Below are 20,412 nucleotides of genomic sequence, written 5' to 3'. Positions count from 1 at the left end.
CATCTGTGGAGAGCAAGACCGCGCCAAACACCCGGATTAAACCCGTTACCGCGCCACTCGAGCCTGAGCCGGGTCCCACCGCCAAGCGGGATTGGAATCTCTGCTCCACGGGTGGCGCGTACACTATGCGCCCAGTTTATTCCGGCGACCCCGCCCCAAGGCACCATGAGCGCCGACAACGCCTCCCTGCTGTTCTCCGACCTCAAGCTCCCCGAAACCCTGCTGGCCGCCCTGCGCGACGTCGGCTACGAGTCGCCCTCGCCCATCCAGGCCGCCACCATCCCGCCGCTGCTGGAAGGCCGCGACGTGCTGGGCCAGGCGCAAACCGGCACCGGCAAGACCGCCGCGTTCGCCCTGCCCGCGCTGGCGCGGCTGGACGCGAAGGCCGGCAAGCCGCAGGTGCTGGTGCTGGCGCCGACCCGCGAACTGGCCATCCAGGTGGCGGAGGCGTTCCAGACCTACGCCAAGCACATTCCCGGCTTCCACATCCTGCCGATCTACGGCGGCCAGGGCTACGGCCCGCAGCTGCACGCGCTCAAGCGCGGCGTGCACGTGATAGTGGGCACCCCGGGCCGCGTCATCGACCACCTGGAGCGCGGCACGCTGGACCTGTCCGAACTGCGCATGCTGGTACTGGACGAAGCCGATGAAATGCTGCGCATGGGCTTCATCGACGACGTCGAGGCCGTCCTCAAGAAGACCCCGGACACCCGCCAGGTGGCGCTGTTCTCGGCCACCATGCCCGCCCAGATCAAGCGCATCGCGCAGACCTACCTGAAGGACCCGGTGGAAATCGCCATCAAGGCGCAGACCACCACCGCGGCCAGCATCCGCCAGCGCTTCTGGATGGTCAGCGGCATCAACAAGCTGGACGCACTGACCCGGATCATGGAGGCCGAACCGTTCGAGGCCATGATCATCTTCGCCCGCACCAAGATGGCCACCGAGGAACTGGCCGAGAAGCTGGCGGCGCGCGGCTTCAGTGCGGCGGCGATCAATGGCGACGTGGAGCAGAAAACCCGCGAGCGCACCATCCAGCGCCTGAAGGACGGCCAGATCGACGTGCTGGTGGCCACCGACGTGGCCGCCCGCGGCCTGGACGTGGAACGCATCAGCCACGTGCTGAACTACGACATTCCCTACGACACCGAGAGCTACGTCCACCGCATCGGCCGCACCGGCCGCGCCGGCCGCAGCGGCGAGGCGATCCTGTTCGTGGCGCCGCGCGAGCGCGGCATGCTGGGCGCGATCGAGCGCGCCACCCGGCAGAAGATCGAGCAGATGAACCTGCCCAGCGTGGACGCCGTGAACGAGCGCCGCATGGCCAAGTTCCTCGACAGGATCGACGGCGCCCTGGCCAGCGACGACCTGTCGGTGTTCCGCGACCTGGTGGAACGCTACGAGCGCGAGAAGAACGTGCCGGCGGTGGAAATCGCCGCCGCGCTGGCCAAGCTGGTGCAGGGCAAGACGCCGCTGCTGCTGCCCAAGCCCGTGGCGCCGGAAAAGACCTTTGTCCCGCGCGACGAGCGCCCGCAGCGGACCGAGCGTCCCGTCCGCGAGCCGCGCGAGCGCACCCCGCGTGAACCGCTGCCGGCCGACGTCGGCATGCAGACCTTCCGCATCGACGTGGGCTACCAGCACGGCGTGCAGCCGGGCAACATCGTCGGCGCCATCGCCAACGAAGCCGACCTGGAAAGCCGCTTCATCGGCCGCATCGACATCCGCGACGACTACACGTTGGTGGATCTGCCGGAAGGCATGCCCGAGGATCTGCTGCAGCACATGCAGACGGTGCGCGTGGCCAGCCGTCCGCTGCGGATGCGGCCGGCAACGCCGGAAGACCAGGACGCGCCGAAGCGCAAGCGCAGCTTCGGCCCGCCGCGCGGCGGCCGGCCGGGTCCAGGCGGCCACGGCGGCCCGCGCAAGCCAGGCGGCTTCAAGCCGCGCGGCCCGCGCTGATCGCGCCATCCACGCCAGCACATCGCCCTGACGGGCCTCCGGGCCCGGACCGGCAGACCGCCGGCGGACGCCATGTCCGCCACTTCGCGGCGACAATGACGCATCCCGTCCCTGCCCCGATCCTGCGCGGATGACCGCCACCGCCCCTGCTTCCTTCGATGCCATCGTCATCGGCGCCGGTGCCGCCGGGCTGCTGTGCGCGCTGACCGCCGGCCGGCGCGGCCTGCGGGTGCTGGTGGTTGACCATGCCAACAAGGTCGGCAAGAAGATCCTGATGTCCGGCGGCGGGCGCTGCAATTTCACCAACACCGGCACCACGCCCGCGAACTACCTGTCGGCCAACCCGCATTTCTGCAAGTCGGCGCTGGCGCGCTACACCCCGTGGCACTTCATCGAGCTGGTGGAGCGGCACGGCATCGCCTACCACGAGAAGGAGCTGGGCCAGCTGTTCTGCGACGAGTCCTCCAAGCAGATCGTGGCGATGCTGCTGGCCGAATGCGCGGCCGCCGGGGTGGAGATCCGCACCCACTGCGCGATCGAGCGGGTCGAGCACACCGACGCCGGACGGTTCCGACTGCACACTGTGCAAGGACGGCTGGAAGCGGCCGCGCTGGTGGTGGCCACCGGCGGCCTGTCGATCCCCAGCATGGGCGCCAGTGGGTTCGGCTACGAACTGGCCCGGCAATTCGGTCACGCCGTGCTGCCCACCCGCGCCGGGCTGGTGCCACTCACCCTGACCGGCAAGCATGCCGAGCGCCTGCACGACCTGGCGGGCGTGGCGCTGCCGGTGGAGGCCCGCTGCAACGGCATGGCGTTCCGCAACTTCCTGCTGGTGACCCACCGCGGCATCAGCGGTCCGGCGATCCTGCAGATCTCCAACTACTGGCAACCCGGCGACGACCTGCGCCTGGATCTGCTGCCCGGGCAAGACGCCGATGCGTTGCTGCGCGAGTGGCAGCAGACGCGGCGCGACGCCGAACTGAAGACGCTGCTGGCCGAAGTGCTGCCCAAGCGCTTTGCCCAGCGGCTTTGCGAGCACTGGCTGGCCAGCAAGCCGCTGCGCCAGTACACCCCGCGTGAGCTGGACGGAATCGCCGCGCTGCTGCGCGACTGGCCGCTGGTGGCCAGCGGCACCGAGGGCTACCGCACCGCCGAGGTGACCCTGGGCGGCGTGGACACGGACGGCCTGTCGTCCAGCACGATGATGTCGCGCCACGTGCCGGGCCTGCATTTCATCGGCGAGGTGGTGGACGTCACCGGCTGGCTGGGCGGCTACAACTTCCAGTGGGCCTGGGCCAGCGGCCACGCCGCCGGCAACGCGCTGGGCGCCTGAACGGACGGCCCGGTCAGACCGGCAGCAGTGGCAACCCCAGGTAAGGGTGGATGAACCACCACAAGGCCGCGATGGCCGCCGCCCACAGCAACAGCTTGACCAGAACGCCGGCGACTTTGATCGCCAGCCACACGCCCAACACCACCAGGACGATCGCGACCCAGTTCATGCGGCCACCAAGCCGTGGGTGGCAGAGGACGACATAGGGCGCAGCTGCGGATCCAGCGCCACCCGCTCGTCGAACACGAAACACCCGCCCGCATAGCCCATATCGCCCACCTGTTCGAAATAGCCCAAGATCCCGTCATCCAGCTGCAGCACGTTGTCCATGCCGTCGGCGCGCAGCCACAGCGCGGCCTTTTCGCAGCGGATGCCGCCGGTGCAGAAGCTGACCACCGTCGCGTCGCGCAGTGCCTCGCGGTGCGGCGCCAGCGCAGCGGGCAGGTCGGTGAAGCGGTCGATGGGCAGGGTCAACGCGCCCTCGAACGTGCCATAGGCGACCTCCTGCCGGTTCCGCGTATCCAGCAACACCAGCCGGCGGCCGGCATCGTCGTGACCCTGCGCGATCCAGCGCGCCAGCGTGGCGGGCGCCACCGTCGGCGCGCGCGCGCCGGCCTGCAGCGGGGAGGCCGCTTCGCGCCGGAAGGTGATGATCTCGGCCTTGCGCTTGACCTTCAGGCGCGCGAACGGCACCGATTCGCTCCAGCTTTCCTTGGCATGCAGCGCGGCGAATCGGCCGTCGGCGCGCAGCCAGGCCAGGAAGTCGCGCAGCGGCGCCTCGGCGCCGGCCAGGAACAGGTTCAGGCCTTCCGGCGTGACCAGCATCGTGCCGCGCAGCGCCGCGGTCTCGGCATGCTGGCGCAGGCGCAGGGCCAACGCGTCAGCATCGTCGATGGCCACGAACAGATAGGCGGCAATGTTGAGGACCATGCGGAACACCTGCGACGCAAACCACGCATTGTAGTCGCCCTATGACGCCGCCCGCGGCATCATGTGCGGATGCCCGATACCCCCACCCCGCCTCGCCTCGCCGTGATCGGCGGTGGCCCCGCCGGCCTGATGGCGGCCGAGGCCGCACGCGCGGCCGGCGTGGACGTACACCTGTTCGAGGCCAAGGGCTCGGTGGGGCGCAAGTTCCTGATCGCCGGCAAGGGCGGACTGAACCTGACCCACGGCGAGCCGCGCCCCGGCTTCGATGCGCGCTACCGCGAGCGCGCGGCAGCGGTGGGCCGCTGGCTGGATGCCTTCGATGCCCAGGCCCTGCGCGCCTGGGCGCGCGGACTGGGCGTGGAGACCTATGTGGGCAGTTCCGGGCGGGTGTTTCCGCTGGACCGCAAGGCGGCCCCGCTACTGCGCAGCTGGGTGCGCCGGTTGAAGGACACGGGCGTGCAAGTGCACGTGCACCACCGCTGGCAGGGTTGGGATGCATCGGGCGCGCTGCGCTTCGACACGCCCGGGGGCGAGACCACGTTCGCCGCCGACGCCGTGGTGCTGGCGCTGGGCGGCGGCAGCTGGCCGCAGCTGGGCTCGGACGGCGCATGGATCACTCCACTGGCGGCGCGCGGCGTGGACATCGCGCCGCTGCAACCGGCCAACTGCGGCTTCGACATCGGCTGGAGCGCACTGCTGGCGGAGAAGTTCGCCGGCGCGCCACTCAAGCCCGTGGTGGCCCACTGGCAGGCCGCAGATGGCCGCGACCACGCGCTGCAGGGCGAGTGCGTGCTCACCGCCACCGGCATCGAGGGCAGCCTGATCTACGCGATCGGTGCCGACCTGCGCGCCACCATCCACCGCGAGGGCAGCGCGCTGCTGCACCTGGACCTGGCGCCTGGCCGCGACCTCGCCCGCCTGGCTGCCAACCTGTCGAAACCGCGCAAGGGCCGCAGCCTGGGGGAACACCTGCGCCGCCAGGCCGGGCTGGACGCCGCCAAATGCGCGCTGCTGTTCGAAGTCCTGGACAAGCCCGCCCAGCAGGACATGGCGCGCGTCGCCGCCACCCTGAAGCGCCTGCCGCTGCGGCTACTGCGCCCGCGCCCCATCGCCGAGGCCATCTCGACCGCGGGCGGCGTGCGGCTGGAAGCGCTGGACGACGCCCTGATGGCGCGCAACTGCCCGGGGCTGTTCTGCGCGGGCGAGATGCTGGACTGGGACGCGCCGACCGGCGGCTACCTGCTCACCGCCTGCTTCGCCAGCGGCCTGCGCGCCGGGCGCGCAGCGGCGGCGTGGCTGATGGAGCGTGCAGTCGATATGCCGCATCTGCGCTCCCGCCCTGCCGGATCGACAATTGGCCTTGCGCGGCATCGATCTCAGACTGCGTAGTAGTCCCGGTACCAGCGCACGAAGTTGGCGACGCCCTGCTCCACCGGCACCACCGGCCGATAGCCCACATTGGCGATGAGGTCGGAGACATCCGCCTCGGTGTCGGGCACGTCTCCTGCTTGGAGCGGCAGCAACTCCATCTGCGCCTTGCGGCCAAGACACTGTTCCAGCACTTCGATATAGCGCAGCAGTTCTACCGGTTGTTCGTTACCGATGTTGTAGAGGCGGTAGGGTGCCACCCCGCTGGTGGCGGGGTCCGGCCGCGCGCCCGACCAGTCCGGGGCCTTGCCAGGCACCCGGTCCAAAGTACGCACCACGCCCTCCACGATATCGTCCACGTAAGTGAAGCTGCGTTTGTGGCGACCGTGATTGAACACCCGGATCGGCTTGCCCTCCAGGATGGCACGGGTGAACAGGAACAGGGCCATGTCCGGGCGGCCCCATGGCCCATAGACGGTAAAGAAGCGCAGGCCAGTGCTGGGGATGCCGTACAGATGGCTGTAACTGTGCGCCATCTGCTCGTTGGCTTTCTTGGTGGCCGCGTACAGGGTCAGCGGGTGCTCGGCCGATGCATGCTCGGAGAACGGCATTGCCGTGTTGGCGCCGTAAACCGAACTGGTGGAGGCATACACAAGATGACCGACACCGTGATGGCGACACCCCTCCAGCACATGCAGGAAACCAACCACGTTGCTTTGCACGTACACATGCGGGTTTTCCGCCGCGTAACGCACTCCCGCCTGCGCAGCCAGATGCACTACCCGCTGCGGGCGATGCACCGCAAACACCTGTTCCACCGCTGAACGATCCGCCAGATCTGCGGTGACATGGGTATAACAGGGATTGCCCGTGAGCCTCGCCAGCCGCGCCTGCTTGAGGGTGACATCGTAGTAGTCGCTGAGGTTATCCAGACCGATGACCTCATCGCCACGGGACAGGAGCGCCTGCGCCACGTGTGACCCGATGAAGCCTGCAGTACCGGTGACAAGGATTTTCATGCTGGTTCCAGGAGTACGGGCGCTCAATACTATCGGCAAGCGTACCCGGCTTGGCGGCGATGCACGCAACGCCTTCATCACGCCGTGACCAACTGACTACAGTCAATTCCCGCATACTTGCATACGGCCTATTCCAACAACCCACCATGCCCCCCGAACACCCTCTCCGCATTGCCGTCATCGGCCTTGGTTACGTCGGGCTACCGCTGGCGGTGGAATTCGGCAAGCAATACGCCACCTTTGGCTTCGACATCAACGCCGCCCGCATCGCGGAGTTACGGCAAGGCCGGGACAGCACGCTGGAAGTGGAGCCTGAACTGCTGGCCCAGGCCACTCGTTTGCACTTCACGGACCAGTTGGAAGACATCGCCAACTGCGGCGTCTACATCGTGACCGTTCCTACACCCATCGACGCTGCAAAGCGCCCCGACCTGGCGCCCCTGATGAAAGCGACCGAGGCCATCGGGCAGGTGCTGAAGCCAGGCGACACGGTGATCTACGAATCCACGGTGTATCCCGGCTGCACAGAGGAAATCTGCGTGCCGATCCTGGAGCGCGTCTCGGGCCTGCGCTACGAAGGCACCACCGGCGCGGGAGACGGCACATTCGCCATCGGTTACAGCCCCGAGCGCATCAACCCTGGCGACAAGACCCACCGGGTCACCACGATCAAGAAAGTGACGTCCGGCTCCACCCCGGAGACAGCCAATTTTGTCGATCGACTCTACGCCAGCGTCATTACAGCAGGCACCCACAAGGCGCCCACCATCAAGGTGGCCGAAGCCGCCAAGGTCATCGAGAACACCCAGCGGGACCTCAACATCGCGCTGGTGAACGACCTGGCCATCCTGTTCAACAAGCTGGGCATTGACACCCTGGACGTACTGGAGGCCGCCGGCACCAAATGGAACTTCCTTCCATTCCGGCCCGGCCTGGTGGGCGGCCACTGCATCAGCGTGGACCCCTACTACCTCACCCACAAGGCGCAGGAAGTGGGACACCACCCGCAAGTAATCCTGGCCGGCCGTCGCACCAACGACGGCATGGGCCCCTATGTGGCCGACCAGGTCATCAAGTTGATGGTACGCAAGGGCATCAATCCGGTGAATGCCCGTGTGCTGATCCTGGGCTTGGCGTTCAAGGAGAACTGCCCGGACCTGCGCAACAGCCGCGTGCTGGACATCGTCCACGCACTGCAGGGTTACAACGCCCGGGTGGATGCCTTCGACCCCTGGGTGGACAGGACACAGGCCATCGAGGAATACGGAATCGACCCGTCCGCGATGCCCCCATCGGGCACCTACGACGCCGTCATCCTTGCTGTCGCTCACCAACAATTCGTGGCACTGGGGGGGGCAGGAGTACGCGCTTTCGGAAAGCCGGAGGGCTGCGTGGTCTATGACGTGAAGGGAGTGGTACCGCGGGAAGTCGTGGATGCGAGACTGTAGGAGGCAGCCACGCCCCGGCATCGAGGCGCCCGCACCCCACTAACGATGCAGATATTGCGGCCAGCCCAAGTTGCTGTAGAATGCGCGCCTGCTTCGGGCGGTTAGCTCAGCGGTAGAGCATTGCCTTCACACGGCAAGGGTCGCAGGTTCGAACCCTGCACCGCCCACCATACCAAGCGTGTCCAACGCAAACGCCGGCCATGGGCCGGCGTTTGTCTTTGTTGCCCGCACCGGCCGGCGGCGTTATCAGGACCCGGGGGCGCGCATGTCCAGCCAGAGCGCCGCGACCACCGCGTCGGCCAATGCCACTGGGTCAGCCTCGGTGGTTCGCAGATGCAATTCGGGTGCGACAGGTGCCTCATAGGGCGAATCGATGCCGGTGAAATTGCGCAGCTCGCCGCGCCTGGCCTTGGCATACAGGCCTTTCACGTCGCGTCGTTCCGCTTCCACCAGCGGGGTATCGACGTATACCTCCAGGAACTCGCCGGGATCGAACAGGCTGCGCGCCATCTCGCGCTCGGCGCGGAACGGGCTGATGAAGCTGACCAGCACGATCAGCCCGGCATCCGTCATCAGCTTCGCCACCTCGGCCACGCGGCGGATGTTCTCGACGCGATCCTCCGGCGTGAAGCCCAGATCCTTGTTGAGGCCGTGGCGGATGTTGTCGCCGTCCAGCAGATAGGTGTGCCGGCCCAGCGCCAGCAGCTTTTTCTCGACCAGATTGGCGATGGTGGACTTGCCCGCGCCGGACAGGCCGGTGAACCACAGGCAGCGCGGCACCTGGTGCTTGGCGGCGGCGCGCGCCGCCTTGTCCACGTCCAGATGCTGCCAGTGGATGTTGGCGGCGCGGCGCAGCGCGAAGTCCAAGGTGCCGGCAGCCACGGTGGCATTGGTCTGCCGGTCGATCAGGATGAACCCGCCCAGCGCGCGACTGTCCACGTAAGGCGCGAAGACCACCGGCTGGTCGAGGTGCAGGTTGCAGACACCGACTTCGTTCAGCTCCAGATGTTTGGCCGCCAACTCGTCCTGCGTGTTGACGTCCACCTTGTGCTTGATCTCGGTGACCGAGGCCCCCACGGTGCGCGTCCCGATCTTCAGCAGGTAGGGCCGGCCCGGCAGCAGCGGCTCATCGCCCATCCACAGGACGTGGGCGGCGAACTGGTCGGACACTTCCGGCGGGGCAGCCGCGGCGGCGATCACGTCGCCGCGACTGGCGTCGATCTCGTCCGCCAGGGTCAGCGTGACCGCCTGCCCGGCGACTGCCGCCGGCAGGTCGCCACCGGCGGTGACGATACGGGCCACGGTGGACCGGCGCCCGGAGGGCAGCACGACCACGCCATCGCCCGGCGCAACCGTGCCGGCCACGATCGTGCCGGCGAAGCCGCGGAAATCCTGGTGCGGGCGGCAGACCCACTGCACGGGCATGCGGAAGGCCTCCTGCGCGTCGGCGCGATCGACCGACACGGTCTCCAGCGCCTCCAGCAGCGCAGGGCCGCCGTACCACGGCATGGCCGCGGAACGTTCCACCATGTTGTCGCCGCGCAGCGCGGACAGCGGGATGCACTGGACGTGCGGAATGCCCAGCTGGGAGGCCAGCGCGCGGTAGTCGGCGGCGATGGCATCGAATACGGCCTGGTTGAAGTCCACCAGGTCCATCTTGTTGACCGCCAGCAGCACGTGCCGGATGCCCAGCAGCGACACGATGTAACTGTGCCGGCGGGTCTGGGTGAGCAGGCCCTTGCGGGCATCCACCAGCACCACCGCCACGTCGGCGGTGGACGCGCCGGTGGCCATGTTGCGGGTGTACTGCTCATGGCCCGGGCAGTCGGCGACGATGAACTTGCGCCGCTCGGTGTCGAAGAACCGGTAGGCGACATCGATGGTGATGCCCTGCTCCCGCTCGGCCTGCAACCCGTCGACCAGCAGGGCGAAGTCGATCGCCTCGCCCTGGGTGCCGTGCCTGCGGCTGTCGGCGGCCAGCGCGTCCAGCTGGTCGTCCATCAGTTGGCGGGTATCGTGCAGCAGCCGACCGATCAGGGTGCTCTTGCCGTCATCCACGCTGCCGCAGGTGATGAAGCGCAGCAGGCCCTTGGTTTCATGCTGTCGCAGGTAGGCGGCGACCTGCGCATCGGCAGCTTCCATGCGCATCAGAAGTAGCCCTCCTGCTTCTTCTTCTCCATCGAGTCGGCCGGATCATGGTCGATCACCCGGCCCTGCCGTTCGGATGTACGTGCGGCCAGCACCTCGGCGACCACCTCCGCCGTGGTCGCGGCCTGGGACTCGACGCCGCCGGTCAACGGATAGCAGCCCAAGGTGCGGAAGCGCACCATCCTGTCCTGCGGCACCTCGCCCGGCCGCAGCGGCATGCGGTCGTCATCCACCATGAGCAGCACGCCATCGCGCTCGACCACCGGCCGGCGCCGGGCAAAATACAGCGGCGGCAGCGCGATCTCCTCGCGCAGGATGTAGAGCCACACATCCAGCTCCGTCCAGTTGGAGATCGGGAATACGCGGACCGACTCGCCCTTGTGGATACGGGTGTTGTACAAGCTCCAGAGCTCGGGTCGCTGGTGCTTGGGTTCCCAGCGATGCCGGGCATTACGGAAACTGAAGATGCGCTCCTTCGCGCGCGATTTTTCCTCGTCGCGCCGCGCCCCCCCGATGGCGCAGTCGTAGCCCCCGGCTTCCAGTGCCTGGCGCAGGGCTTGCGTGCGCATCACGTCGGTGTAGACGCTGGCCCCATGATCGAACGGATTGATGCCGCGGCGCACACCCTCTTCATTGATGTGCACGCGCAGTTCCACGTCGCACCTTGCCGGCACCTGGTCGCGGAAAGCATAGGTCTCGCGGAACTCGAAGGTACTGTCGATGTGCAGCAGCGGGATCGGCGGCCGCGCCGGGAAGAACGCCTTGCGCATCAGGTGCAGCAGCACCGTGCTGTCCTTGCCAATGGAATACAGCAGCACCGGGTTGCGGAACTCGGCGGCGACTTCGCGCAGGATGTGGATGCTCTCGGCTTCGAGGCGGTCGAGGTGGGACACAGCGGCAGTCAAGGTCGCGGGAACCAGCTGGATAAAGCGCAAGGGTATCAGCTGGACTTGCTGGTCCGCAGGCGGGCGACGTGCAGTGGCGGCATGAAGGCATCGCTGCGCGCTTCGGCCCAGAAATCGCGGAAGACGGCATGCTCCGGCAAACGCCCATCCCGCAACTCACCCGGCTCCAGGTAGCGATAAAGCGCAGACAGCGAGCGCACCTCGGTCGGTGAGACCCGGCGCAGGATGTGCTCCGGCCCCAACTGCTCGGGATGCGACAACCCCGCCGCACAGAGCAGGTCGCGTAGCGCCACGAGCGTGTGCTGATGGAAGGCATGCACGCGCGCCGCCTTGTCGGTGACGTCCAGATGCTTCCAGCGCGCAGGATCCTGGGTGGCGATGCCGGTCGGGCAGCGGTTGGTGTGGCAACTCAATGACTGGATGCAGCCCAAGGCGAACATGAAGCCGCGCGCGGCATTGCACCAGTCGGCGCCCATCGCCAGCGTGCGGGCGATGTCGAACGCACTGGTGATCTTGCCGGCGGCGCCCACGCGGATGCGGTCCCGCAGGTCCAGCCCCACCAGGGTGTTGTGCACCAGCATCAGGCCTTCCTGCATCGGCACCCCCACATGGTCCACGAACTCGGCCGGTGCCGCGCCCGTGCCGCCCTCGGCGCCGTCCACCACGATGAAATCGGGCAGCAGCTCGGGATTGCGGTCGGCATGCTCGGCCATCGCCTTGGCGATCCCGAACCATTCCCAGGGATGACCAATGGCCAGCTTGAAGCCGACGGGCTTGCCGCCGGACAACCGGCGCAGTCGGGCGATGAACTGCAGCAGCTCCACCGGCGTGGAAAACGCCGAATGGCTGGCCGGAGAGATGCAGTCCTGCCCCATCGGCACGCCCCGAGTGGCGGCGATCTCGGCAGTCAGCTTCGCTGCAGGCAGCACGCCGCCGTGGCCGGGCTTGGCACCCTGCGAGAGCTTCACCTCGACCATCTTCACCTGCGGCTCGCGCGCCTGTGCGGCGAAGCGCTCCTCGCTGAAGTGCCCCTGGTCGTCGCGGCAGCCGAAGTAGCCCGAGCCCAGTTCCCAGACCAGATCGCCGCCGCCTTCGCGGTGGTAGGGCGAGATCGAGCCTTCGCCGGTGTCGTGGTAGAAGCCGCCGCGCGCCGCGCCCGCGTTCAACGCACGGATGGCCGCGGCGGACAGCGCGCCGAAGCTCATCGCGGAGATGTTGAACACGCTGACGGAATACGGCTGGGCGCAACCGGCGCCTATGGTGATGCGGAAGTCGTGATCGGCAATCTCCGTGGGCGCCAGCGAATGGTTGATCCATTCGTATTCAACGCCATACACATCGCGCAGCGTGCCGAACGGGCGCACATCGCTGGCATGCTTGGCCCGCTGGTAGACCAGCGCCCGCTGCTGGCGCGAGAACGGCACCTCGGCGGTATCGGACTGGATGAAGTACTGCCGCATCTCCGGGCCAATGGTCTCCAGCCCGTAGCGGAAGTGCGCCAGCAGCGGGTAGTTGCGGCGCAGCGTGCTCTTGCGCTGCAACAGGTCGACGGTGCCCAGTGCCGCCAACAGCCCGAACCCGGCCACGCCCCACCACCACTGCGGATGGACAGCCGCCAAGGCCACCGAAAGCGAAACCAGCGCGAGGCTGGCGAGGTACGGTGTGTAGCGGAGCACGGCATCTCCCCAAGGATGAGGTGGTGCCCGGAGTCGGGATCGAACCGACATGGCCTTGCGGCCGAGGGATTTTAAGTCCCTTGCGTTTACCAGTTTCGCCATCCGGGCCTGCACAGCAAGCTTAACGCGAAGGCTGCGGTGACCGTAATGCACGAAGCGACGGTGGCGGCCCACCGAGTTGGGAACAATCGGCGGCATGGATGCCCCGATCAGCCCACATGGACGTACTCGCGGCGTGCCCCCGGTTCGGCGGCCCGCCGCGGCCGCATGCGCTCGACTGCATCGAACAAAAAGAAAAGCCCCGCTTTCGCGGGGCTTTCGATTGGAGGCCGAGGTCGGAATTGAACCGGCGTACGCGGATTTGCAGTCCGCTGCATAACCACTCTGCCACCCGGCCGGATGACGCGTCTGGTTCCGGATTCTTCCACATCGTGCGCAGGCGCGCGAGAGGCTATGGGCCGGAACGCACCGGACCTGGGTCCGGAAAAAGCGAAGCCCCGCGAACGGGGCTTCGTGAACTTGCTCTGCAAAACTTGGAGCGGGAAACGAGACTCGAACTCGCGACCCCGACCTTGGCAAGGTCGTGCTCTACCAACTGAGCTATTCCCGCGTTGAGCCCGCCATTCTACGGGCTTTTTCTGGATCGTCAACAGGTTTTCAGCAACTTTTTTCATCGTCCGCGCGCAGGGCCGGCCAGGCCGCGCGGAGGTACTCGAACCCGGACCACAGGGTCAGGATCGCGGCCGCCGCGAGCAGCCATTCGCCGATCTGGAACACCGGCACGCCCAGCAGCGGCTCCCGGTACAGCAGGAAGCCCAGGGCGATCATCTGCACCGTGGTCTTGACCTTGCCGACCAGCGCCACGGCCACCTTCGCCCGCTGTCCCAGCTCGGCCATCCATTCGCGCAGCGCCGACACCGCGATCTCGCGGCCGATGATCACGCTGGCCCACAGCGCCATCCACACCGTGTGGTGGTGTTGCACGGTGATCACCAGCGCGGTGGAGATCATCAGCTTGTCCGCGACCGGGTCGAGGAAGGCACCAAACCTGGAGAACAGCCGGTAGCGGCGGGCGATCCAGCCATCCAGCCAGTCGGTCACTGCCGCCGCGACGAACACCGCCGCCGCGGCGATGTTCGACCAGCGGTGGTCGAGGTAGTACACCACCACCAGCACCGGGATCAGGGCGATCCGCGCCAGCGTCAGCCACGTCGGGACGGTCAGGTTCATGCGCGCATTCTACTTGCCGCCCTCGCCTGTGGCCGCATCCGTGGCCAGCCCGTGCAGGCTGTCCCAGAGGCGCTGCGCGAGGGGGCGGTTGATGCCCTCGACCTTGGCGATCTCGTCCACCGGGGCAGCCTTCAGCCCCTGCAGCCCGCCGAAGTGTTTGAGCAACGCGGCGCGGCGGCGCGGCCCGATCCCGGCGATATCCTCCAGCCGGCTGGTGCTGCGCGCCTTCTGCCGCTTGCCCCGATGGCCGGTAATGGCGAACCGGTGCGCCTCGTCGCGGACCTGCTGGACCAGCTGCAATGCAGGCGATGCCGCGCCGGGCTGCACCTCGCAGCCATCCGGCAGCAGCAGCGTCTCCGCCCCCGGCTTGCGCTCGGGGCCCTTGGCCACGCCGACCAGCGCCACGCCGGTCACCCCGGCCTCTGCCAGCACGGCGCGCGCCTGTGCCACCTGTCCCGCGCCGCCATCGATCAGCAGCACATCGGGCAGCACGGCATCGGGTTCGCCTTCCGCCGCGGGCCGGAAGCGCCGCTGCAGCGCCTGGTGCATGGCCGCGTAGTCGTCGCCCGGCGCGATGCCGGCGATGTTGTAGCGCCGGTACTGCTTGCGCACCGGGCCCTGCGCGTCGAACACCACGCAGGAGGCCACCGTGGCCTCGCCCATGGTGTGGCTGATGTCGAAGCACTCGATCCGCGCCGGCGCCTCGGGCAGGCCCAGCAGCTCGCGCAGCCCCTCCACGCGGGCCTGCTGGGCGCTGCTGCTGGCCAGCTCCGTGGCCAGCGTCAACTGGGCGTTGCGGCGCACCAGGTCGAGGTGCGCCGCGCGCTCGCCGCGCACGTTGACGCGCAGCTCGACCTTGCGGCCGGCGTGCTCGGTGAGCGCCAGTTCGATCAATTCGCGCTCGGGGATATCCCCGTCCAGCACGATCTCGGCCGGCGGCGGCTGTTCGGCGTAGTACTGCGAGACGAACGCCGCCAATACTTCACCCGGACTGTCCTCGCCGTTGGTCTTCGGGAAGAATGCCCGGGTGCCGAGGTTGCGTCCGTCGCGGAACGCCAGCAGCAGCACGCAGGCGGCGCCGCCCTGCATGGCCACGCCCAGCACGTCCAGATCAGCGTTGCGGCCGTCCATGGTCTGCCGGGCCTGCAGCTTGCGGATGGTGGCGATGAGGTCGCGCAGGCGCGCGGCTTCCTCGAACTCCAGCGCATCGCTGGCCGCCTGCATGGCGTCCGCCAGCTCTTCGCCCAGCGCCTGGCTGCGCCCCTCGAGGAACAGCGTGGCGCGGCGCACCGCATCGGCGTACTCACGAGGCTCGACGCGCGCCACGCACGGCGCGCTGCAGCGGCCGATCTGGTACTGCAGGCAGGGCCGGCTGCGGTTCTTGAACACGCTGTCCTCGCAGCTGCGCAGGCGGAACAGCTTGTGCATGAGGTTCAGCGTCTCGCGCACCGAGGCGGCACTGGGATACGGCCCGAAGTAGCGGCCCGGGATGGCCCGCGGGCCGCGGTGGAAGCCCAGCCGCGGCCATTCCTCCTTGGTCAGCAGCACGAAGGGATAGCTCTTGTCGTCCCGCAGCATCACGTTGTAGCGCGGCTGCAGGGACTTGATCAGCTGGTTCTCCAGCAGCAGGGCGTCGGCCTCGCTGCGAGTGACCGTGGTCTCGATGCGCGCCACCTGCGCCAGCATCGCCATGATGCGCGTGGCCTTGGGCGTGGCGTTGAAGTAGCTGCCCACCCGGTTGCGCAGCGCGCGCGCCTTGCCGACGTAGAGCAGGCCGCCCTCGGCATCGAACATGCGGTAGACGCCGGGCGCCAGCGGCAGCGCCGCGGCGAACGCGCGGCCATCGAAGTCGGGGGCGGGCGCCTTGCGCTTGGCCATCCGGTCAGAACCGGCCCTGGCGCACCCGCTCGACGATGCCCTGCGCGGCGGCGTCGATCAGCTTGAAGGCGTGCTCGAAGTCGCGGGCATTGCCGTAATACGGGTCCGGCACGTCCTTCTTGCCCACCCCGCCCCATTCCAGCAGCAGCTCCACCTGCGCGTGCGAGGTGCGCGGCTTGCGCATGCGCGCCTCGTGCAGGATCGTGCGGTCGGCGCAGAGGATGGTGTCGAAGGCGTCGAAGTCCTCCAGCGCCAGGCGGCGGGCACGCAGCGCGGCGATGTCGATGCCGTGCTTGGCGGCGCAGGCGATGGCGCGCTCGTCCGGCGGCTGGCCGATGTGCGAGCTGCCCGTCCCCGCGGAATCCACCCGCGCGCGCGTGCCCAGGCCCGCCTCCTCCAGCCGGGCGCGCAGCACGCCCTCGGCCGTCGGCGAACGGCAGATGTTGCCCAGGCACACCATGAGGATGCCGGTCGGTCTAGCCATGGTCATTCCCTGACGCTTGCTCCATGAAGATGCGCTCGGCGCGGGCGAGGTCCTCGGGCGTGTCCACGCCCGGCGGGAACGGCGATGGCGCCAGCGCCACCGCGACCCGCCAGCCCGCTTCCAGCGCGCGCAGCTGCTCCAGCGCTTCGACCTGCTCCAACCGCCCCGGCGGCAGCGCCGCGAACGCGCGCAGCGCGGCAACGCGGTAGCCGTAGATGCCGATGTGCCGCAGCCATTGCCCGGCGGGCATCGTGGCGCGGTCGCGGGCGAAGGCATCGCGCGGCCACGGCACCGGTGCACGGCTGAAATACAGGGCGTCGCCGCTGGCCGCGCGGACGACCTTGACGGCGTTGGGGTCCAGCAGGGTTTCCACGGCCTCGATGGGCGTGGCGAGCGTGGCGATGCCGGCGCCGCTGGCGGCCACTGTGCGCGCCACGCAGGCGATCCCATCGGCCGGTGCGAAGGGCTCATCGCCCTGCAGGTTCACCACGATGGCATCGTCCGCCCAGCCGGCGATCGCCGCGCACTCGGCCAGCCGATCGGTGCCGGAGGCATGGTCGGGCGAGGTCATCGCGATATGCACGCCGCTGCCCTGCAACGCCTCCGCGATGCGCGCATCGTCGGTGGCAACCCAGACCGCGTCGGCACCTGCCGCCAGCGCGCGGCGGGCGACGTGCAGCACCATCGGCGTACCGCCGATCAGGCGCAGCGGCTTGCCCGGCAGGCGCGATGCGGCATGGCGGGCGGGAATGGCGACGATGAAACGGGGCGTGTCCATGCGGGGATTATCGCCCCTCGCCGCCCGGAAGGTCAGCGGTTGGCGGACGCACGATCACGCCCCGCGTGCCGGCAACCGGGCCGCCAGCGCTTGCCAGAAGCCCTCCGGCAGACAGGCCCGCACCGGCACGCTGTGCCAGCCAGGCTGGGCGAACGCCATGCACTTCACCGCGTCCTTCTCGGTCATCAGTACCGGCAACGGGCTGGCGAAGGCGAAATCCTCCGCTGCGTAGGCATGGTGGTCCGGGAAGGCGTGCGGAACCACCGCGATGCCGGCGTCCCGCAACGTGGTGAAGAAGCGCTCCGGCTCGCCGATGCCGGCGACGGCATGTACGCGCTGGCCGGCAAAGGCGGCCAGAGGCAGCGGGCGCCCGCCCAGCAGCGGCTGCGCCGACTCCACCCGCAGCCGCATCGGCCACTCGCCCGCGCAGGATGCCTCGTCCGTGGCTGCCGTCACGCCGAGGTTCATCACCCGCAGCGTGCAGTCGGCGGCACGCTCCAGCGGCTCACGCAGCGGGCCCGCGGGCAGCAGCAGCCCGTTGCCATAGCGGCGGCGGATATCCAGCACCTCGATTTCCACGTCGCGGGCCAGACGGTAATGCTGCAGGCCATCATCGCAGACGACGATGTCACAGCCGGCCGCGGCCAGTGCCGCCGCCGCCGCCGCGCGATCGCGATCCACCCGCACCGGCGCGCCGGTGGCGCGTGCGATCAGTAGCGGCTCGTCGCCACAGAGCGCCGCCGACATGCCCGGCTCGACCCAGCGTGGCGTGGCCGGCTCCGCCCGGCCGTAGCCCCGGCTGGCCATGCCTGGCGTCCATCCGGCCGCCTGCAGGTGCGCGACGACGGCCAGGACCAGCGGCGTCTTGCCGCTACCGCCGGCCACCAGATTGCCCACCACCACCACCGGCACCCCGGGGTGCCGAGGCCGCAGCAAGCCGCGGGCGTAGGCGGCGCGTCGAACGGCGACTGCCGCGCCGTAGAGCGGCGCGACCACGCGGGTCCACGCCGGTGGCGGACTACCGTCAAACCACCAGGCGGGCGTCTGCGGCAACCGCGGACGGCTCAAGCGCCAGCCTCCCGGAACTGCATGGCATGCAGGTGCGCATACACGCCGCCGCGGGCCAGCAGTTCGGCGTGGGTGCCCTGCTCCACCAGCTTGCCATCGTCCAGCACCAGGATCTGGTCGGCGTGTTCCACCGTGGACAGCCGATGGGCGATGACCAGCGTGGTGCGGTCGGGAATCAGGTGCGCCAGTGCGTCCTGCACCAGCCGCTCGGAGGCGTTGTCCAACGCGGCGGTGGCTTCGTCGAGGATCAGGATCGGGGCGTCCTTCAGCATCGCCCGTGCGATCGCCAGGCGCTGGCGCTGGCCGCCGGAGAGCTTGCCGCCCTTCACCCCGATCTGCGCCTGCAGGCCCTCCGGCAGCTGCTCGACGAACTCCATCGCGTTGGCATGACGCAGGGCCCGCTCAACGTCGCTGGAGTGGGCGCCACGCAGTTCGCCATAGGCCACGTTGGCGGCCACGCTGCCGTCGAACAGCATCACCTGCTGCCCCACCATCGCCAACTGGCGGCGCAGATCCGCCAGCCGGTAATCCGTCAACGGGTGGCCGTCCAGCAGGATCTGGCCACCGCTGGGCTCGTAGAACCGGGGGAGCAGCTTGACCAGCGTGGACTTGCCGCTGCCGGAACGGCCCACGATGGCGGTGACGGTGCCTGGCCTTGCGGTGAAGCTGATCCCGTCCAGCGCCGGCCGCGCCTGCCCCGGATAGACCAGACGGACATCACGGAACTCGATCAACCCGCGCGCCCGTGCCAGCGGGCGGGTGCCGGCATCGATCTCGTCCTCGGCATCCAGCACGTGGAACAGGCGCTCGGCCGAGGCGACGCCGCGCTGCAGCATGCCCTGCACGTTGGTGAGCTGCTTCAGCGCCGGGATGATGGCCAGCATTGAAATCATCAACTGCACGAATCCGCCTGCGCTCAGGCGTCCTGCCATCGCTTCGCGACCGGCGAAGAACAGCAGCAGCGCCAGCCCCACGGCCCCGGTGAGTTGCACGACCGCGGAGGAAATGCTGCGCGTGGCCTCGACCTTCAGGCTGAGCCGCAGGTAGTGGTCGGCCAGCGCCGTGTAGCGCTCCATCTCCGCCGCGCGAGCACCATAGACCTTGACTTCCTGCTGGTTGGACAGGGCCTGGTCGGCCGCCAGCATCATCTGCGCCGAGGTCTCCTGCACGCGATGGCCAAACCGGCGGTAGCGGCGCCCCACCTTGTCCATCATCCAGGCGATCAGCGGCCCCAGCAGCAGCACGGCCAGCGTCACCCGCCAGCTGGCATAGAGCATCACGCCCAGCATCGCGACCACCTGCAGCGACTGCTGCAGCATGACCTTGGCAGAATCCACCACCGCCTGCGCCACCTGGTCGCTGTCCGAACCCAACCGCACCAGCATAGAGGGCACCGGCTCCGTATCGAAACGCAGGCCCGGCAGGCGCAGGTACTTATCCATGGCCTGCACGCGCATGTCGCGGGCGATGCCGCGGGCCGCCTTCGCCATGTACACGTCGGTGATGTAACCCGCGATACCGCGCACCACGAAGATGGCGACGATGGCCAGCGGCAGCAGCAGTCCGAACTGCTGGTTCTTGGCGACGAACGTCTCGTCCACCATGGGCTTGGTGAGCATGCCGAACGCGCCGGCGGCCGCCCCCTCCACCACCAGTCCCAGCAGCGCCACCAGCAGGACGGCCCGGTAGGGCTTGGCCAGCGCGGGCAGGCGCCGGTAGATGGCGCGTGGCGAGAGGTCAACGCTCATTGGCCGCTCCCGGCACCCGCGGCCGGCGCCGGCACGGTGGCGTTGGCGACCTTGCGGAAGCCCAGCTGGCCCAGGGCGTCGTAGGCGGTCACCACCGCCTGCCAGGGCGTGCGCGCATCCGCACGCACCAGCACGACCTGGCTGCGGTCGTCGCCGGCCACCTCCCGCAAGGCCTGCTTCAGTGCATCAACATCGGTCCGCAGCACTTCGCGATTCCCGACGAAATAGCGCCCGTCGGCGTTGATCAGGATGCCCAGCGGCTGGGAGCCCGCCTGGGCCGGCTGGCCGTCCGCGCGCGGCAGCTCGAGCTTGAGCACCGAGCGGGCGTCGAACGTGGTGGTCACGACGAAGAAGATCAGCAGGCACAGCACCACATCGATCAGCGGCACCAGGTTGATCTCGGGAATGTCGTCGTCGCGATGGTCGGCGATCCGCATGCG

Annotated in this window: 17 protein-coding genes and 4 tRNA genes; 5 read left to right on the top strand and 16 right to left on the bottom strand. The window is 68.8% G+C overall.

Annotation, left to right across the window (positions count from 1 at the left end; translation table 11 throughout):
• Positions 1-165: 165 nt before the first annotated feature.
• Both ACK4SG_RS05555 and ACK4SG_RS05550 read left to right on the top strand, forming a co-directional pair.
• Complete coding sequence (locus ACK4SG_RS05555; RefSeq protein ID WP_409600512.1) at positions 166-1,959, top strand: DEAD/DEAH box helicase; 1,794 nt, start codon at positions 166-168, stop codon at positions 1,957-1,959.
• 130 nt (positions 1,960-2,089) lie between these two features.
• Complete coding sequence (locus ACK4SG_RS05550; RefSeq protein WP_409600510.1) at positions 2,090-3,292, top strand: NAD(P)/FAD-dependent oxidoreductase; 1,203 nt, start codon at positions 2,090-2,092, stop codon at positions 3,290-3,292.
• A gap of 13 nt (positions 3,293-3,305) precedes the next feature.
• Here ACK4SG_RS05550 and ACK4SG_RS05545 read toward each other — a convergent pair whose 3' ends face one another.
• Both ACK4SG_RS05545 and ACK4SG_RS05540 read right to left on the bottom strand, forming a co-directional pair.
• Positions 3,306-3,461 (bottom strand): hypothetical protein, encoded by a 156-nt coding sequence (locus tag ACK4SG_RS05545; protein WP_409600508.1) that lies wholly within the window; start codon positions 3,459-3,461, stop codon positions 3,306-3,308.
• Entirely contained in the window at positions 3,458-4,222 is a 765-nt protein-coding gene (locus ACK4SG_RS05540; protein ID WP_409600506.1) for a sulfurtransferase, read from the bottom strand. Before ACK4SG_RS05540 ends, ACK4SG_RS05545 begins: the two co-directional genes overlap by 4 nt.
• A 69-nt stretch (positions 4,223-4,291) precedes the next feature.
• Here ACK4SG_RS05540 and ACK4SG_RS05535 point away from each other — a divergent pair, with 69 nt between their 5' ends.
• Positions 4,292-5,611 carry a TIGR03862 family flavoprotein gene (locus ACK4SG_RS05535; protein ID WP_409600504.1) on the top strand — a complete coding sequence of 440 codons (1,320 nt, stop codon included), beginning with the start codon at positions 4,292-4,294 and terminating at the stop codon, positions 5,609-5,611.
• Here ACK4SG_RS05535 and ACK4SG_RS05530 read toward each other — a convergent pair.
• The gene (locus ACK4SG_RS05530; protein WP_409600502.1) at positions 5,599-6,609 is read right to left on the bottom strand and encodes an NAD-dependent epimerase; all 1,011 of its coding nucleotides are present in this window, start codon (positions 6,607-6,609) and stop codon (positions 5,599-5,601) included. The two genes, ACK4SG_RS05535 and ACK4SG_RS05530, sit on opposite strands and share 13 nt — an antisense overlap.
• Before the next feature lie 146 nt (positions 6,610-6,755).
• Here ACK4SG_RS05530 and ACK4SG_RS05525 point away from each other — a divergent pair, with 146 nt between their 5' ends.
• Complete coding sequence (locus ACK4SG_RS05525; RefSeq protein ID WP_409600500.1) at positions 6,756-8,057, top strand: nucleotide sugar dehydrogenase; 1,302 nt, start codon at positions 6,756-6,758, stop codon at positions 8,055-8,057.
• 95 nt (positions 8,058-8,152) lie between these two features.
• Positions 8,153-8,227 (top strand) — tRNA-Val (locus ACK4SG_RS05520).
• Between the two features lie 76 nt (positions 8,228-8,303).
• Here the strand turns inward: ACK4SG_RS05520 and cysN are convergent.
• The 13 genes from cysN to ACK4SG_RS05455 all read right to left on the bottom strand — a co-directional run bounded on the left by cysN (position 8,304) and on the right by ACK4SG_RS05455 (position 20,409).
• Positions 8,304-10,205 carry a sulfate adenylyltransferase subunit CysN gene (gene cysN, locus ACK4SG_RS05515; RefSeq protein WP_409600498.1) on the bottom strand — a complete coding sequence of 634 codons (1,902 nt, stop codon included), beginning with the start codon at positions 10,203-10,205 and terminating at the stop codon, positions 8,304-8,306.
• A complete protein-coding gene (gene cysD / locus ACK4SG_RS05510; protein ID WP_409600496.1) occupies positions 10,205-11,098 on the bottom strand; it encodes a sulfate adenylyltransferase subunit CysD in 894 nt (297 codons plus the stop codon). The genes cysN and cysD overlap by 1 nt, the downstream gene beginning before the upstream one ends.
• Positions 11,099-11,145: 47 nt before the next feature.
• On the bottom strand, positions 11,146-12,786 hold the full coding sequence (locus ACK4SG_RS05505) for an FMN-binding glutamate synthase family protein (RefSeq protein WP_409600494.1): 1,641 nt from the start codon (positions 12,784-12,786) through the stop codon (positions 11,146-11,148).
• A 21-nt stretch (positions 12,787-12,807) separates the two neighbouring features.
• Positions 12,808-12,894: transfer RNA gene (locus tag ACK4SG_RS05500), tRNA-Leu, on the bottom strand.
• Positions 12,895-13,109: 215 nt separating this feature from the next.
• Positions 13,110-13,183: transfer RNA gene (locus ACK4SG_RS05495), tRNA-Cys, on the bottom strand.
• Between the two features lie 137 nt (positions 13,184-13,320).
• A tRNA-Gly gene (locus ACK4SG_RS05490) sits at positions 13,321-13,396 on the bottom strand.
• Between the two features lie 47 nt (positions 13,397-13,443).
• The gene (gene pgsA, locus ACK4SG_RS05485) at positions 13,444-14,016 is read right to left on the bottom strand and encodes a CDP-diacylglycerol--glycerol-3-phosphate 3-phosphatidyltransferase (protein ID WP_409600492.1); all 573 of its coding nucleotides are present in this window, start codon (positions 14,014-14,016) and stop codon (positions 13,444-13,446) included.
• A 9-nt stretch (positions 14,017-14,025) separates the two neighbouring features.
• Positions 14,026-15,894 carry an excinuclease ABC subunit UvrC gene (gene uvrC, locus ACK4SG_RS05480; RefSeq protein WP_409600490.1) on the bottom strand — a complete coding sequence of 623 codons (1,869 nt, stop codon included), beginning with the start codon at positions 15,892-15,894 and terminating at the stop codon, positions 14,026-14,028.
• 4 nt (positions 15,895-15,898) lie between these two features.
• Positions 15,899-16,378 (bottom strand): low molecular weight protein-tyrosine-phosphatase, encoded by a 480-nt coding sequence (locus ACK4SG_RS05475; RefSeq protein WP_409600488.1) that lies wholly within the window; start codon positions 16,376-16,378, stop codon positions 15,899-15,901.
• Positions 16,371-17,156, bottom strand: a complete 786-nt coding sequence (gene kdsB, locus ACK4SG_RS05470; protein WP_409600486.1) for a 3-deoxy-manno-octulosonate cytidylyltransferase — start codon at positions 17,154-17,156, stop codon at positions 16,371-16,373. Before kdsB ends, ACK4SG_RS05475 begins: the two co-directional genes overlap by 8 nt.
• Positions 17,157-17,210: 54 nt before the next feature.
• A complete protein-coding gene (gene lpxK / locus ACK4SG_RS05465; RefSeq protein ID WP_409600484.1) occupies positions 17,211-18,224 on the bottom strand; it encodes a tetraacyldisaccharide 4'-kinase in 1,014 nt (337 codons plus the stop codon).
• Positions 18,221-19,972, bottom strand: a complete 1,752-nt coding sequence (msbA, locus tag ACK4SG_RS05460; protein WP_409600482.1) for a lipid A export permease/ATP-binding protein MsbA — start codon at positions 19,970-19,972, stop codon at positions 18,221-18,223. Before msbA ends, lpxK begins: the two co-directional genes overlap by 4 nt.
• Positions 19,969-20,409, bottom strand: a complete 441-nt coding sequence (locus ACK4SG_RS05455; protein WP_409600731.1) for an ExbD/TolR family protein — start codon at positions 20,407-20,409, stop codon at positions 19,969-19,971. The genes msbA and ACK4SG_RS05455 overlap by 4 nt, the downstream gene beginning before the upstream one ends.
• Positions 20,410-20,412: the final 3 nt, after the last annotated feature.

The sequence above is a fragment of the Thermomonas sp. genome, from assembly GCF_046293095.1.
In the GTDB taxonomy this organism is placed as follows: Bacteria; Pseudomonadota; Gammaproteobacteria; order Xanthomonadales; family Xanthomonadaceae; genus Thermomonas.
Note: the sequence above shows the minus strand (reverse complement) of the source record. Positions and strands in the feature narration are given on the sequence as shown.

Coding starts and splice junctions, on each gene's coding strand:
- ACK4SG_RS05555 (WP_409600512.1), top strand. CDS start 166: ATGAGCGCCGACAACGCCTCCCTGCTGTTCTCCGACCTCAAGCTCCCC.
- ACK4SG_RS05550 (WP_409600510.1), top strand. CDS start 2,090: ATGACCGCCACCGCCCCTGCTTCCTTCGATGCCATCGTCATCGGCGCC.
- ACK4SG_RS05545 (WP_409600508.1), bottom strand. CDS start 3,461: ATGAACTGGGTCGCGATCGTCCTGGTGGTGTTGGGCGTGTGGCTGGCG.
- ACK4SG_RS05540 (WP_409600506.1), bottom strand. CDS start 4,222: ATGGTCCTCAACATTGCCGCCTATCTGTTCGTGGCCATCGACGATGCT.
- ACK4SG_RS05535 (WP_409600504.1), top strand. CDS start 4,292: ATGCCCGATACCCCCACCCCGCCTCGCCTCGCCGTGATCGGCGGTGGC.
- ACK4SG_RS05530 (WP_409600502.1), bottom strand. CDS start 6,609: ATGAAAATCCTTGTCACCGGTACTGCAGGCTTCATCGGGTCACACGTG.
- ACK4SG_RS05525 (WP_409600500.1), top strand. CDS start 6,756: ATGCCCCCCGAACACCCTCTCCGCATTGCCGTCATCGGCCTTGGTTAC.
- cysN (WP_409600498.1), bottom strand. CDS start 10,205: ATGCGCATGGAAGCTGCCGATGCGCAGGTCGCCGCCTACCTGCGACAG.
- pgsA (WP_409600492.1), bottom strand. CDS start 14,016: ATGAACCTGACCGTCCCGACGTGGCTGACGCTGGCGCGGATCGCCCTG.
- uvrC (WP_409600490.1), bottom strand. CDS start 15,894: ATGGCCAAGCGCAAGGCGCCCGCCCCCGACTTCGATGGCCGCGCGTTC.
- ACK4SG_RS05475 (WP_409600488.1), bottom strand. CDS start 16,378: ATGGCTAGACCGACCGGCATCCTCATGGTGTGCCTGGGCAACATCTGC.
- kdsB (WP_409600486.1), bottom strand. CDS start 17,156: ATGGACACGCCCCGTTTCATCGTCGCCATTCCCGCCCGCCATGCCGCA.
- msbA (WP_409600482.1), bottom strand. CDS start 19,972: ATGAGCGTTGACCTCTCGCCACGCGCCATCTACCGGCGCCTGCCCGCG.
- ACK4SG_RS05455 (WP_409600731.1), bottom strand. CDS start 20,409: ATGCGGATCGCCGACCATCGCGACGACGACATTCCCGAGATCAACCTG.